Genomic DNA, 12,987 nt, shown 5'->3' with positions numbered 1-12,987 from the left:
CGCGCGTCGGTCGCGCCCGGCCCGGCGGCGCCCGGCAGCGCACCTGCCCCGCAGCCCCCTGCTCGTCACCCGACCCGCAGGCCCCGCACGTCATCCGTCCCGCCGACCCCGTCGGCCGCTCGACCCGAGAGGACCATCCCATGACCACCGCACCGCTCTCCGTCGCCGTGATCGGAGCCGGCATGGCCGGCAAGACCCACGCCAACGCCTGGCGCCAGGCCGGCACCGTCTACGACCTCGGCCTCCCGCCCGTGCGCCTGGCGACCATCGCCGATGCCCACCTGCCCTTCGCCGAGGACGCCGCGAAGCGCTACGGCTACGAGAAGGCCGTCGGCGACTGGCGCGAGGTCGCAGGCGACGACTCCATCGACATCGTCTCGATCGTGGTGGGCAACGCCCTGCACCGCGAGATCGCCGAGGCGATGGCCGCCGCCGGCAAGCACGTGCTCTGCGAGAAGCCCCTGGCCGGCACCCTCGAGGACGCGAAGGCCATGGCCGAGCTCGAGGCGAAGCACCCCGACCTGGTCCTCGCCACCGGCTACACCTTCCGCCGCAACGCCGGCATCGCCATGCTCGCCAAGCTCGCCGCCGAGGGCGCGCTCGGCGAGGTCGCCCACCTCGACGCCCGCTACTGGTGCGACTACGGCGCCGACCCGAACGTGCCGATGGCCTGGCGCTACAAGGGCCCGATGGGCTCCGGCGCCCTCGGCGACGTCGGCTCGCACCTGGTGGACTCCGCCGAGCTGATCATGGGCCCGGTCGTCGAGGTCTCCGGCGCGCAGCTGGTCCGCACCATCGCCGAGCGCCCCGTGGTGACCGGTGCCGTCGCGGGCGGCCGCGGCGTGACCGCGTCGGCCGACGCCCCGAAGGAGGGGGTGGAGAACGACGACGTCGCGACCTTCACCGCCCGCTTCGCCTCCGGCGCGGCCGGCACCTTCTCGGTCTCCCGCGTCGCGCACGGCCTGCCCAACTTCAAGAACCTCGCCGTGCTCGGCACCGGCGGCTCCGCCACCTGGTCCCTGGACCGCACCGGCGAGATCCAGCTGGCCGACGGCTCCTCGCCCGCGGGCCTCGGCGGCCTGCGTCAGGTGCTGGTCAACCCCGACTTCCCTTATTTCAAGAACGGCTCATCCATGGCCTTCGGCGGCGTGGGGCTGAACCAGATCGAGCAGTTCAGCTACCAGGCCCACGCCTTCCTCCAGCAGGTCGCGGGCATCGAGGACGGCGCCCTGCCGCGCTGCGCGAGCTTCTCCGACGGCTACCGCCAGATGCGGATCCTCGGCGCGGTCGCCGAGTCCGCCGAGCGCAGCGGCGCCGCGATCCAGATCGACTGACCCCGTCCCCGACCGCCGAAAGGACCCGACATGGCCTTCACCTACGGTGCCTACACCGCCTGCCTGCAGGACCGCTCCCTCTCCGAGGCCCTCGACGTGCTCGCCGCGGCGGGTCTGAAGGGCGCCGAGCTCAACACCGGCGGTTTCATCCCCTCCCCGCATGCCCACGTCGACGCGCTGCTGGCCAGCGAGAAGGAGCGCGGCGCGCTGCGCGCCCTCTTCGCCGACAAGGGCATGGAGCTGACGGGTCTGACCGTCTCCGGCAACCCGCTCTCCCCGCTGCCCACCGAGGGCCTCCCGCATGCCCACGATCTGCGCCGCACCATCGAGCTGGCCGGCAGCCTCGGCGTGCGCGACGTGGTCGCGATGTCCGGCACGCCCGGCACCGACCCCGGCGCCCGCTACCCGGCCTGGATCGTGAACCCCTGGAACGGCATCGACCTGGAGATCCTGGAGCACCAGTGGTCCGTCGCGGTGCCCTTCTGGAAGGAGATCGACGCCCTCGCCCGGGAGCGCGACGTGCAGCTCGCCTTCGAGATGCACCCGCGCAACCTCGTCTTCTCCCCGCTCACCTTCGAGCAGTTCCTCGACCGCGTGGAGCCGACGAACATCGGTGTGAACCTCGATCCCTCGCACCTGTTCTGGCAGCAGATGGAGCCGATCGACTGCATCGAGCGGCTCGGCGCGCACATCACCCACGTGCACGCCAAGGACACCGCGGTGCTGCCCGGCGCGGCCGTGCGCGGCGTGCTCGACACCGCCTTCGACCCGGTGCCCGAGGATCCCGCCCAGCGCACCCCCACCGGCATCGGCCACTACTGCAGCACCTGGCCGGAGGACCCGGCCTGGCGCTTCGTGGCCCTCGGAGAGGGGCACGACGTGGACTACTGGACCCGGTTCCTCACGGCGCTCGCCGCGGTGAGCCCGGACCTCAGCGTCAACATCGAGCACGAGGACGCGGCCTTCGGCAAGGTCGAGGGCCTCGAGCGCGGCGCCCGCACCCTGCTCGCCGCCGCCGAGGCCGCCGGGGTCTGAGCGCCGAGCCCTGTCGTCTGCGCTGTCCCGCGATCCGCAGTTCCCCGAGCCAGCCGGCCCTCGATCCGCAGTCCTCCGAGCCATCCGTCCCTCGTCCCGCAGACCCCTTTCCCCCAGAAGGAGCACCTCATGCCGCTCGTCCGCATCACCCAGCAGGATGTCCGCACCCCCGAAGAGTCCCGGCAGATGGCCGACATCGTCCAGGACGTCATGCTCGAGCTGTTCGCCGCCCCGCCCGGGGACCGCTACCAGATCCTCGAGACCCTGCCCGTCGGCTCGATCATCGCCGAGGACACCGGTCTCGGCCTCGAGCGCAGCGACGGCGTGGTGATCATCCAGATCACCCAGCAGGGCCGCGGCGAGGAGCAGAAGAAGGCGATCTACGCGGCGCTGTCGGAGCGCCTCGCCGCCGCGGGTCTCGTGCGCGAGGACGACCTGATCGTCTCCGTCGTGGAGAACGGTCACGAGGACTGGTCCTTCGGCCGGGGCCGCGCGCAGTTCCTCACCGGCGAGCTCTGAGCCCGACCGCCCGGCAGCCGGGCGCCCGCCCCGGTCCCGGGAGGTCGAGCGGCGGGCCGTCGGCCGCCCGACAATCACCTATATTTGTATGGACAAACACCGTTCCCCATGTGATCATGGGTGGTGACCGGAGGGTCGTGGGGCAGAGCGGCCCGCGACACCGCACCAGGTTCTGACGCAGGGAGGCATGGAGAGCCATGGCATCTGATCTCGACATCATCACGTTCGGCCGCAGCGGCGTGGACATCTACCCCTTGGAGATCGAGAAGGGTCTCGAGGACATCCACAGCTTCGGCAAGTTCCTCGGCGGCAGCCCCACCAACGTCGCCGTCGCCGCGGCCCGCCTCGGGCACACGCCCGCCGTGATCACCGGCGTGGGCGATGATCCCTTCGGTCGCTACGTGGTCAAGGAGATGGAGCGCCTGGGCGTCTCCGGCCGCTATGTCGTGAGGGACGACGAGCTGAACACCCCGATCACGCTGTGCGAGATCTTCCCGCCGGACGACTTCCCGCTGTACTTCTACCGCAAGCCCAGCGCCCCCGACCTGCAGGTCGCGCCCGAGCACCTCGACCTCGACGCGATCCGTGAGGTCCCGCTGTTCTGGTTCTCCGGCACCGGCCTGTCCGAGGAGCCCAGCCGCTCCGCGCATCACGCGGCGCTCGAGGCGCGCGGCCGCGGCGGGGGCCCCAACGCCGGGCACACCGTCTTCGACCTCGACTACCGGCCCATGTTCTGGTCCTCGATCGAGGAGGCGCGGGAGCAGTACCGCGAGGCGCTGGAGTACACGACGGTCGCGGTCGGCAACAAGGAGGAGTGCGAGGTCGCCGTCGGCGAGACCGAGCCCGAGCGCGCGGCCGACGCGCTGCTCGAGGCCGGCGTGAAGGTCGCGATCGTCAAGCAGGGCCCCAAGGGCGTGCTCGGCAAGACCGCCGATGAGCGCGTGGTCGTCGCCCCGAACATGATCCAGGTGATCAACGGCCTCGGCGCCGGCGACAGCTTCGGCGGCTCGCTCTGCCACGGCCTGCTCACCGGCCAGTCCCTCGAGGAGACGCTGACCCGCTGCAACGCGGCCGGCGCCATCGTGACCTCCCGCCTCGAGTGCTCCACCGCCATGCCCACCACCGAGGAGATCGACCTGCTCATCGCGGGCGGCGATCCCAACAAGGGGCAGACGGTCGACGAGATGCTCGGCGCCCTGCGGGGTCGCGGCGCCGTCGGGGCGGAGCAGCGATGACCACCAGCCCCACCAGCGTCGGAGCCGGCGGCTTCGTCTCGACCTACGACGAGGTCACGCGCGTGCGGATCGAGGACCCGGGCCGCTTCGCCCGCCTCGCCGCCGCGCGGAAGCGCCGCACCGTCGCCGACACCGACGGCACGATGATGATCATCGCCGCCGACCACCCGGCCCGCGGCGCCCTCGGCGTCGGCTCCCGCGACCAGGCCATGGCCTCCCGCACCGAACTGCTGGACCGCATGCGCGAGGCGCTGGCCGTGCCCGGCGTGGACGGGGTGCTCGGCACCGCCGACATCCTCGAGGACCTGCTGGTCATGGGTGCGCTCGAGGACAAGGTCGTGTTCGCCTCGATGAACCGGGGTGGCCTGCAGGGCGGGTCCTGGGAGATCGAGGACCGCTTCACCGCCTACGACGCCGCCTCGATCAAGCAGGCCGGCTTCGACGGCGGGAAGATGCTCACCCGCATCGACCTCGACGACGACCGCACCTCCTTCATCCTCGAGGCGAGCGCGAACGCCGTCACCGACCTCGCCCGCCACGAGCTGATCGCCATGGTCGAGCCGTTCATGTCCTCCCGCCCCGTCGGGCCGGGCTCGAAGGTCGTCAACGACCTCTCCCCGGAGGCGGTCATCAAGTCCATCCATATCGCCCAGGGCCTCGGCGCCACCAGCGCCTACACCTGGCTGAAGCTCCCGGCGGTCGAGGACATGGAGCGGGTCATGGACGCGACCACCATGCCCACCCTGATCCTCGGCGGCGACCCCGTGGACGACGATCCCGAGACGATCCGCGCCTCGTGGGGGAGGGCTCTGGCCCGCCCGAACGTGCGCGGCCTCGTCGTCGGCCGGACGCTGCTGTACCCGGCGGGGGACGACGTCACCGCGGCGGTCTCCGCCTCGGTCGACATGATCCGCTCCGCGAGCGCGTCCTGACGATCCCGCTCCCAGCATCGAGAACAGGAGAGCATCCATGAGCACCACCGAGCAGCTCCACCTGCCGGCCGGGTCCACCGGCCGCGGGAACTACGAGACGATCATCGATCCCGGTGCCCGCGAGGGCTGGGTCCACACCGGCCTGCGCGTCCTCGCCCTCGCCCCGGGGGGCAGCGAGCTGGTCACCGCGGGAGGCGTCGAGGCGATGGTCGTGCCGCTGAACGGGGCGTGCGACGTCACCGTGGCCGGCGAGACCCACCACCTGCGCGGCCGCGAGGACGTCTTCGCCTCGGCGACCGACGTGCTCTACGTCCCCGTCGGCTCCCAGCTGACGATCGCCTCCGAGCAGGGCGGCCGCTTCGCGCTCGCCACCGCCGTCGCCACCGGCGCCCACCCCGTCGCGCTGATCCGCGCCGAGGACGTGCCCGTCGAGATCCGCGGCGGCGGCAACATGACCCGCAAGGTGCGCAACTTCGGCACCGTCGGCGCCTTCGACCAGATGGACTCCCTCATCGCCTGCGAGGTCATCACCCCCGGCGGGAACTGGTCCAGCTACCCCGCGCACAAGCACGACGAGACCACCGAGACGGAATCGGAGCTCGAGGAGATCTACTACTACGAGATCCAGGACGGCCCGGCCGGACCCGGCTTCGGCTTCCACCAGACCACCTCCAGCGGGGAGGACACGCCGATCGACGTGCTCGCCGAGGTGCGCAGCGGCGACACGGTGCTGGTCCCGCACGGCTGGCACGGCCCCTGCGCCGCCGCGCCCGGCCACGACATGTACTACCTCAACGTCATGGCCGGCCCCGAGGCGGAGCGGGCCTGGAACATCACCGACCATCCCGAGCAGGGCTGGGTGCGCGACACCTGGGCCGACGCCGGGATCGACCCCCGACTCGAAGGAGAGGCCCGATGACCGCAGAGCATGCAGCCCCGTTGCAGCAGGACGCGGCGCCGCAGTCCGCACCCCCGCAGGACGTCCGCGTCGGCGTGATCGGCGTGGGCCGGATGGGCGCCGACCACGTCGAGCGCATCACGCGCCGGATCAAGGGGGCGCGCGTCAGCGTGCTCAGTGACTACCTGCGCGAGACCGCCGAGAAGGTCTCCCAGGCCGCGCCCGGCTCCCGCGTCGTCGACACCTGGCAGGAGGTCGTCGCGGCCGGCGACGTCGACGCCGTGCTCATCGCCAGCCCCGGCGAGTTCCACCGCGAGCAGGTCCTGGCCTGCATCGAGGCGGGCAAGCCGGTGCTCTGCGAGAAGCCGCTGGCGATGAACCCCTCCGATGCCTACGACGTGGTCCGCGCCGAGCACGAGGCCGGCACCCCGCTGGTCTCCCTCGGCTTCATGCGCCGCTTCGACGTCGGCTACGGCGAGCTGAAGGACGCGCTCGAGGCCGGCGAGCTCGGCACGCCGCTGCTGCTGAACTGCAAGCACCGCAACGCCTCGGTGCTGCCCGGCTTCACCGACACCCACATGGTCTACGACTCGGCCGTGCACGAGATCGACGCGATCTCCTTCTTCCTCGAGGAGCCGGTGGTCTCGGTGCAGACCGTCATGCCGCGCAGCACCGAGAAGGCGCCCGAGGGGCTGCACGACCCGCTGCTGTTCCTGTTCCGCACCGCCTCCGGCACCGTGGTCACCGACGAGCTGTGGGTCAGCACCGATGCCGGCTACGAGGTGCGCACCGAGCTCGTCGGCTCGAAGGGCGCGGCGACCGTCGGCCAGGAGTCCGGGATCGTCACCACCCAGCAGGCCGGCTCCCGCTGGGGCGGGCAGGTGCCGCTGGACTTCCGGCCCCGCTTCATCGCCGCCTACGACGCTGAGGTGCAGGCCTGGGTCGCCGCGGTGGCCGACGGCAGCAACATCGCGCCCCGCTCGGCGACCGCCTGGGACGGCTACGCGGCCGCCGCCGTGTGCGAGGCGGCGGAGCGGTCGCTCACGGCCGACGGCGCCGTGGACGTGACCCTGCAGGAGCGCCCCGCCTGAGGCGGCCGACCTGAGGCGCACCGGCGCGGGCCCGCCCCGTATCCTGCGGAGCGGGCCCGCGCCGTGGCGGGGGAGGACCCGGAACTCGATGGGGAGACCCGGAGGACGAGGAGACAGACGTGGACAGCGAGAGCACGAGCGACGCGGTCGAGAGCACGACGGAGCACGCGGCGCCGGGGAACGGCGCGGCGGGCAGCGCCGCGTCGGAGAACGGCGCGATCACCCTGGACCTCGCGATCGAGCGCGATACCAGCACCCCGCTGTACCTGCAGCTCGCCGGCGGCATCGAGGACGCGATCCGCTCCGGCGTGCTGCCCCCGGGCAGCCGCCTCGAGAACGAGCTGGCCCTCTCGAAGCGGCTGAAGCTGTCGAGGCCCACGGTGCGCCAGGGCATCCAGGAGCTCGTGGACAAGGGCATGCTGGTGCGCAAGCGCGGCGTCGGCACCCAGGTGGTGCAGGCCCCTGTGAATCGGCAGGTCGCGCTGACCTCGCTGTACGACGACCTGCGCACCGCCGGGAAGGCGCCGCGCACCGAGATCATCGAGTACCGCATCGGCCGCCCCTCGCCGGAGGCGTTGGACCGTCTGCAGCTCTCCCCGGGCGAGCAGGTCCTGGACCTGATCCGCGTCCGCTACGCCGACGGGGAGCCCCTCGCCGTCATGCGCAACACGATCCCCGAGCGGATCGCGCCCTCGCGCGAGGCGCTCGCCGCCTCCGGCCTGTACGCCTGCCTGCGCGAACGCGGCATCACCACCGTCCTCGCCCATGAGCGGATCGGCGCGACCATCGCCGACGAGGAGCACGCCGAGCTGCTCGAGGAGGAGATCGGCGCGCCGCTGCTGACCATGGAACGCAAGTCCTTCGCGAACGACGGCAGCGTCGTCGAGTTCGGCTACCACGTCTACCGCGCGTCCCGGTACTCCTTCGAGGTCACGCTGGTCGATTCCTGAGCTGCCCGGCGCCGCCCCCGGGTCCGGCGGCGTGTCCGCTTGCAGCTCGCCGTGCGCTCGAGAGCGGGATCGGTGCCGGGGCGCGGCCGCACGCGCCCGACTGACGGACCGAGGGCCGCTTGACCTCGCCGGGGCCCGAGGCGCGGATCCGATCACCGTCCCCGCTCGGCCGTCGATGGCCCTTCGCCGGACGATCAAGGACTGTCGGTCCGTCGCTCGCCGGCATAGGCTGGGCCGGCAAACGCATACCGAGGAGGCTCCGCCCATGACCGCTGTTCCCGCTCTGCCCTTCCACGACGGCAGGTCCGTCCCTCAGCTCGGCTACGGCGTCTGGCAGGTCGAGGACGATGTCGCGGCCGACGTCGTCCGCCAGGCGATCGACGCCGGCTACCGACACATCGACACCGCGGCCGGCTACCAGAACGAAGGCGGCGTGGGCCGCGCCGTGAAGGCCGCGGTCGTCCCGCGCGAGGACCTGTTCATCACCACCAAGCTCGCCAACGAGGACCAGGGATTCGACTCCGCGAAGGCGGCTCTCGACGCCTCCCTCGACAAGCTCGACACGGACTACGTGGACCTCTATCTCATCCACTGGGCCAGCCCCCAGCGCGGGAAGTACCTCGAGTCCTGGAAGGCCCTCATCGAGCTGCAGCAGGAGGGGAAGGCGAAGTCCATCGGCGTCTCGAACTTCCCGATCCCGCAGCTCGAGGAGATCATCTTCGAGACCGGAGTGGTCCCCGTGATGCACCAGATCGAGCTGCACCCGCAGTTCCAGCAGTCCGAGCTGCGCCGCTACCACGCCGAGAAGGGAATCCTCACCGAGGCGTGGTCGCCGCTGGGGCAGGGCGGCGACATCCTGAAGGATCCGGTCATCACCGCGATCGCCGAAGCCCACGGCGTCGACGCCGGCCAGGTGATCATCGCCTGGCACCTGGCGATCGGGAACGTCGTGATCCCGAAGACCGTCACGCCCGAGCGGATCGTCTCGAACCTCGCCGCCGCGCAGCTCGTCCTCACCGAGGACGAGGTCGAGCGCATCGACGGCCTGGACCGCGCGGACGGGCGGATCGGCGCGGACCCCGCGAACCCCGGGTTCTGAATTCCTGAGCCCTGAGGTGAGGGATCGGCCCGGGATCAGCGGCCGGAGAGCAGCGCCGCGATCTGCGGGTGTCCCGCCTCGTACCCCTCGAGCAGCCTCCGGCCGAGCTCGGGGGAGCTGACCAGCGGATGCGTGGCGAAGCCCTGCCAGGCCGCCTCGCGGGAGCCGGTCGTCGCCGCCTCGAGGATCCTCCGCTCGGCGGCGCGGAGGGTCGACATCATCCCGAGCCTCCCCAGCTCCACCGGGGCGATCGGCAGGGGGTGCACCCCGTCGCCGTCGACCTCGCACAGCACCTCGAGCACGCAGTTCGCAGGCAGCTCGGGCACGATCCGCTCGCTCGCAGGGGCGTCCTCGCGGCCGGCGGCGATGTTGCCGACGTCCAGGATCATCCGCTCGGGACGACCGGTGGCGAGCGCGGTCATCAGCCGCATCGCGACCTCCTGGTAGCCGCCGCCGGCGACGTCCTCCTCGCGCCGCTCCTCGTCGCGGGACTCGGCCATGTAGGTCGCCTCCCGCTCGTGGAGGGTCTCGCGCCAGAGGTCCAGCGGGGAGGTGCAGCAGGACTCGGCGGCGCGCGCCTCGGGGCCCCGCCCGTCGGCCTCCGCGGCGGCGAGGTAGAAGTCCCCCTGCTGCTTGGCGAGGAACTCCCCGCGCGTGGTCGCAGCGCCGGTGATCCGCTCGATCGCGTCGGCGGTGTGCAGGTAGTAGAAGAGGTACTCGTTGGGCAGCGCGCCGTCGGCCCGCACCCAGTCCTTGCCGATCAGCCGTGCCTCCTCGATCTCCTCGAGCGCCGCGTCGTCGGCGAGCAGGTCGGGGAGGTGCTCGGTCCCCTCCAGCCGCACCGAGCGCAGCCAGCCGAGGTGGTTCAGGCCCACGTAGTCGACCTCCGCGCCGCGCTCGCCGGCGACGAGGTCCGCGCCCAGCAGCCGGCCGACGCGACGCACCAGCCCGATCGGGGTGTCGCAGATGCCGACGACGCGGTCGCCGAGCACGGAGCGCATCGCCTCGGTGACGATCCCGGCGGGGTTGGTGAAGTTGATGGTCCACGCCGACGGGGCGAGCTCGGCGATGGTCCGCGCGATCTCGAGGGCGACGGGGAGCGTGCGCAGCGCGTAGGCGAGGCCGCCTGGCCCGATCGTCTCCTGGCCCAGCAGACCGAGGCCCAGCGCGACCCGTTCGTCGACGGTCCGGGCCTCCGCCCCGCCCACGCGCACGGCGCTGAACACGAAGTCGGCGCCGGTCACGGCCTCGCGCAGGTCGGCGGTGGCGATCAGGCGGGGGAGGGCGACGGCCCGTCCCTCCTCCGCCAGGCGCGCACCCTGCTCCTCGATGACGGCGCTGATGGTCGCCAGGCGCTCGGGGTCGACGTCGTGCAGCGCGACCTCGTCGACGGTGAGGCCGGTGGCGGCGGTGGCGACCGCCTCGTGGACGAGGGGGACGCGGAACCCTCCGCCTCCCAGGATGGTGAGCTTCATGGCAGCAGGACCTCCACGGCCTCCCCCTCGGGGAGGTCGATCTCGATGGGCAGGGGACGGTCGGTGAGCAGGGCGGTGAAGCGCGGCAGGCGGGCGACCTCGAGGAAGCCGGAGCCGGGGAACTTCTCATGGTCGGCCAGCAGGTAGGAGCAGGCCGCGACGTCGAGCAGGCCCCGCTTGACGGGGACCTCGCTGGGGGTGGAGTCGAGCACCGCGCCGTCGGCCCGCACCCCGGCGGTGCCGAGGAAGGCGCGGTCCACCCGCAGCTGGCGCAGCGCCGACTCGGTGAGGGTGCCGACGAGGGAGTCGTAGTTGGGGCGCAGCAGCCCGCCGAGCACGACGATGTCGATCGCGGGGGCGCTCGCGAGCGCCCGCACCACAGCGAGGGAGGCGGTGACCACGGTGAGGGAGCGCTCGGCCAGCAGCGGGCACATCGCGGCGACGGTGGTGCCGATGTCCAGCGCGATCACCTCGCCGTCGCGGATCTGGGTGCAGGCGAGCGCCGCGATCGCCTGCTTCGCGGCGGGGGCGGAGGCGGCGACGTCCGCGAAGGAGCGCGGATCGGCCTCGGGGCGCACGGAGCCGCGCGGATCGGTGGCGCCGCCGCGGACCCGTCGGACCAGGCCCTGTTCGGCGAGCGCGTCGAGGTCCCGACGGATCGTCGCCTCGGAGACCTGCAGGTCAGCGCTGAGAGCGGCGACGGTCGCCGCACCGCCGCGACGGATCGCCGACACGATCGCCCGGTGGCGCTCCTCGCTCAGCATGGCGATACCGTAACACCGAGCACGCAACTTAACGCAGCTTCGAACAAGAACGTGCAGTCTCGCGCAGCTCATGCCATCATGGTGCCGTGCACCACACCCGGGTGCTCGGACGGGCGGACGCGACGGAGCGGCACCGCCGACCATTCAGGAGGACACCATGCGACGACGTCATTTCCTCGGGACCAGCGCAGCGCTCGGCGGCCTGGGGCTCCTCGCGGGCTGCGCCCCCGGCTCGGACGGCGGCGGCGGGGACGCCTCCGACGGCGGCGGCCCGGCGGCCGGCGAGGTCGAGACCGACATCGCCTCCCTCGGGGACGTGACCCTCACGGTGTGGGACCAGGAGGTCCGCGGCGCGCAGAACGATGCGATCGAAGCGCTGATCACCGCGTTCCAGGAGAAGTACCCCAACGTCACCGTGGACCGGCAGAGCCAGTCCTTCGACGACCTCCAGCAGCAGACGGGCCTGGCCCTGTCCGGCAACGACGTGCCCGACGTGCTCCAGGTCAACAACGCCCGCGGCGACATGGGAGCCTACGTCGCCGACCAGCTGCTCACCGACCTCACCGGCTACGCCGAGGCCTACGGCTGGGAGGACCGCTTCAGCGACAGCGTGCTGGCGAAGATGCGCTACTCGGCCGACGGGGTCACCTTCGGCGAGGGTGCCCTCTACGGCCTCGCCCAGACCGGCGAGATCTGCGGCATCTACTACTCCCAGAAGAAGCTCGACGAGCTCGGCCTCGAGGCCCCCACCACCTGGGACGAGCTCTTCGCCCTGGTCGACGCCGCGAAGGAGGCCGGGGAGCAGCCGATCGTGCTCGGCAACCTCGACCAGTGGCCGGCCCTGCACGTCTTCGGCCCCCTGCAGGCGAACTTCGTGCCCGCCGAGGAGATCGTCACCCTCGGCATGGGCAACGCCGGCGCCGACTGGACCAGCGAGCAGAACGTCGCCGCCCTCACCCAGCTCGCCGAATGGGGCACCTCCGGCGCGATGGGCGACTCCCCCAACGGCCTCGCCTACGACGACGCCTGGCCGCTGTACACCAAGGGCACCGGCGTGCTCCTCATCGGCGGCTCCTGGCTCGCCCCCGACATGGAGGCCGTGATGGGCGAGGACCTGCGCTTCATGGCCCCGCCGCCCGGGGCCGACGGCTCGGTCGCCACCACCGGCGGCACCGGCATCCCCTTCTCGATCCCCGCCGCCGCCGAGAACAAGGACGTCGCCGCCGCCTATATCGACTTCCTCACCAGCGACGAGGCGATGCAGCTCATCGCCGACAACGGGGGCATGCCCGTGAACCGCACCGCCGAGCTCGCCCCCGAGTCCGGGGTGAACAAGGACGTCTACGAGGCCTTCGACGCGGTCTCCACCGACGGCACCCTGCTGCCCTATCTCGACTACGCCACCCCGTCCTTCGCCGACACCGCCGGGGCCGCCCTGCAGGAGGTGATCGGCGGGCAGGCCGAGCCCGCGGCCGCCGCCGACGCGCTGCAGGAGGACTACGCCGCGTTCACCGAGGGGTCCTGACCACATGGCGTCAGCTCACCGGAGCACGGCACGGGCAGGAGGAGCAGCCGACGGGACGGCCGCGGGAGCGACCGCCGACGGGGTGGCCGTACGCGCGTCCGCGTGTCTGTCGGCGTCGGCACCGTGATCG

At 72.2% G+C, this 12,987-nt stretch carries 12 protein-coding genes; 10 read left to right on the top strand and 2 right to left on the bottom strand.

The features are described 5' to 3' along the window. Nucleotides 1-140: 140 nt before the first annotated feature. From HMPREF3159_RS16350 to HMPREF3159_RS16310, 9 genes are all read left to right on the top strand, one after another. Nucleotides 141-1,334, top strand: coding sequence for a Gfo/Idh/MocA family protein (locus HMPREF3159_RS16350; protein WP_070502262.1), 1,194 nt, complete (start codon nucleotides 141-143; stop codon nucleotides 1,332-1,334). Between the two features lie 30 nt (nucleotides 1,335-1,364). Next, the gene (locus HMPREF3159_RS16345) at nucleotides 1,365-2,369 is read left to right on the top strand and encodes a sugar phosphate isomerase/epimerase family protein (RefSeq protein ID WP_070502261.1); all 1,005 of its coding nucleotides are present in this window, start codon (nucleotides 1,365-1,367) and stop codon (nucleotides 2,367-2,369) included. Between the two features lie 129 nt (nucleotides 2,370-2,498). Then, complete coding sequence (locus tag HMPREF3159_RS16340) at nucleotides 2,499-2,888, top strand: tautomerase family protein (protein WP_070502260.1); 390 nt, start codon at nucleotides 2,499-2,501, stop codon at nucleotides 2,886-2,888. 197 nt (nucleotides 2,889-3,085) lie between these two features. Next, nucleotides 3,086-4,123, top strand: coding sequence for a 5-dehydro-2-deoxygluconokinase (gene iolC, locus HMPREF3159_RS16335; RefSeq protein ID WP_070502259.1), 1,038 nt, complete (start codon nucleotides 3,086-3,088; stop codon nucleotides 4,121-4,123). Continuing rightward, nucleotides 4,120-5,055 carry a Cgl0159 family (beta/alpha)8-fold protein gene (locus tag HMPREF3159_RS16330; RefSeq protein ID WP_070502258.1) on the top strand — a complete coding sequence of 312 codons (936 nt, stop codon included), beginning with the start codon at nucleotides 4,120-4,122 and terminating at the stop codon, nucleotides 5,053-5,055. The genes iolC and HMPREF3159_RS16330 overlap by 4 nt, the downstream gene beginning before the upstream one ends. Nucleotides 5,056-5,092: 37 nt before the next feature. Then, nucleotides 5,093-5,974, top strand: a complete 882-nt coding sequence (gene iolB, locus HMPREF3159_RS16325) for a 5-deoxy-glucuronate isomerase (RefSeq protein ID WP_070502257.1) — start codon at nucleotides 5,093-5,095, stop codon at nucleotides 5,972-5,974. Beyond that, the gene (locus tag HMPREF3159_RS16320) at nucleotides 5,971-7,044 is read left to right on the top strand and encodes a Gfo/Idh/MocA family protein (protein WP_083305999.1); all 1,074 of its coding nucleotides are present in this window, start codon (nucleotides 5,971-5,973) and stop codon (nucleotides 7,042-7,044) included. The genes iolB and HMPREF3159_RS16320 overlap by 4 nt, the downstream gene beginning before the upstream one ends. 218 nt (nucleotides 7,045-7,262) lie before the next feature. After that, nucleotides 7,263-7,994 (top strand): GntR family transcriptional regulator, encoded by a 732-nt coding sequence (locus tag HMPREF3159_RS16315; RefSeq protein ID WP_070502263.1) that lies wholly within the window; start codon nucleotides 7,263-7,265, stop codon nucleotides 7,992-7,994. Between the two features lie 265 nt (nucleotides 7,995-8,259). After that, complete coding sequence (locus HMPREF3159_RS16310) at nucleotides 8,260-9,093, top strand: aldo/keto reductase (RefSeq protein ID WP_070502256.1); 834 nt, start codon at nucleotides 8,260-8,262, stop codon at nucleotides 9,091-9,093. 35 nt (nucleotides 9,094-9,128) lie between these two features. Here HMPREF3159_RS16310 and HMPREF3159_RS16305 read toward each other — a convergent pair whose 3' ends face one another. Continuing rightward, a complete protein-coding gene (locus tag HMPREF3159_RS16305; protein WP_070502255.1) occupies nucleotides 9,129-10,568 on the bottom strand; it encodes a family 4 glycosyl hydrolase in 1,440 nt (479 codons plus the stop codon). Then, nucleotides 10,565-11,332: a DeoR/GlpR family DNA-binding transcription regulator gene (locus tag HMPREF3159_RS16300; RefSeq protein WP_070502254.1), complete on the bottom strand. Its 768-nt coding sequence runs from the start codon at nucleotides 11,330-11,332 to the stop codon at nucleotides 10,565-10,567. The genes HMPREF3159_RS16305 and HMPREF3159_RS16300 overlap by 4 nt, the downstream gene beginning before the upstream one ends. Before the next feature lie 157 nt (nucleotides 11,333-11,489). Here HMPREF3159_RS16300 and HMPREF3159_RS16295 point away from each other — a divergent pair, with 157 nt between their 5' ends. Then, a complete protein-coding gene (locus HMPREF3159_RS16295) occupies nucleotides 11,490-12,857 on the top strand; it encodes an ABC transporter substrate-binding protein (protein WP_070502253.1) in 1,368 nt (455 codons plus the stop codon). Nucleotides 12,858-12,987 lie beyond the last annotated feature (130 nt).

It is taken from the genome of Brachybacterium sp. HMSC06H03, assembly GCF_001807385.1.
In the GTDB taxonomy this organism is placed as follows: Bacteria; Actinomycetota; Actinomycetes; order Actinomycetales; family Dermabacteraceae; genus Brachybacterium; species Brachybacterium conglomeratum.
This window is presented reverse-complemented; position numbering and strand designations above follow the sequence as displayed.

Bases quoted from the DNA above. Each gene is read 5' to 3' on its own strand.
- iolB (WP_070502257.1), top strand. From the start codon at position 5,093: ATGAGCACCACCGAGCAGCTCCACCTGCCGGCCGGGTCCACCGGCCGC.
- iolC (WP_070502259.1), top strand. From the start codon at position 3,086: ATGGCATCTGATCTCGACATCATCACGTTCGGCCGCAGCGGCGTGGAC.
- HMPREF3159_RS16305 (WP_070502255.1), bottom strand. From the start codon at position 10,568: ATGAAGCTCACCATCCTGGGAGGCGGAGGGTTCCGCGTCCCCCTCGTC.
- HMPREF3159_RS16300 (WP_070502254.1), bottom strand. From the start codon at position 11,332: ATGCTGAGCGAGGAGCGCCACCGGGCGATCGTGTCGGCGATCCGTCGC.
- HMPREF3159_RS16320 (WP_083305999.1), top strand. From the start codon at position 5,971: ATGACCGCAGAGCATGCAGCCCCGTTGCAGCAGGACGCGGCGCCGCAG.
- HMPREF3159_RS16310 (WP_070502256.1), top strand. From the start codon at position 8,260: ATGACCGCTGTTCCCGCTCTGCCCTTCCACGACGGCAGGTCCGTCCCT.
- HMPREF3159_RS16330 (WP_070502258.1), top strand. From the start codon at position 4,120: ATGACCACCAGCCCCACCAGCGTCGGAGCCGGCGGCTTCGTCTCGACC.
- HMPREF3159_RS16340 (WP_070502260.1), top strand. From the start codon at position 2,499: ATGCCGCTCGTCCGCATCACCCAGCAGGATGTCCGCACCCCCGAAGAG.
- HMPREF3159_RS16295 (WP_070502253.1), top strand. From the start codon at position 11,490: ATGCGACGACGTCATTTCCTCGGGACCAGCGCAGCGCTCGGCGGCCTG.
- HMPREF3159_RS16350 (WP_070502262.1), top strand. From the start codon at position 141: ATGACCACCGCACCGCTCTCCGTCGCCGTGATCGGAGCCGGCATGGCC.
- HMPREF3159_RS16345 (WP_070502261.1), top strand. From the start codon at position 1,365: ATGGCCTTCACCTACGGTGCCTACACCGCCTGCCTGCAGGACCGCTCC.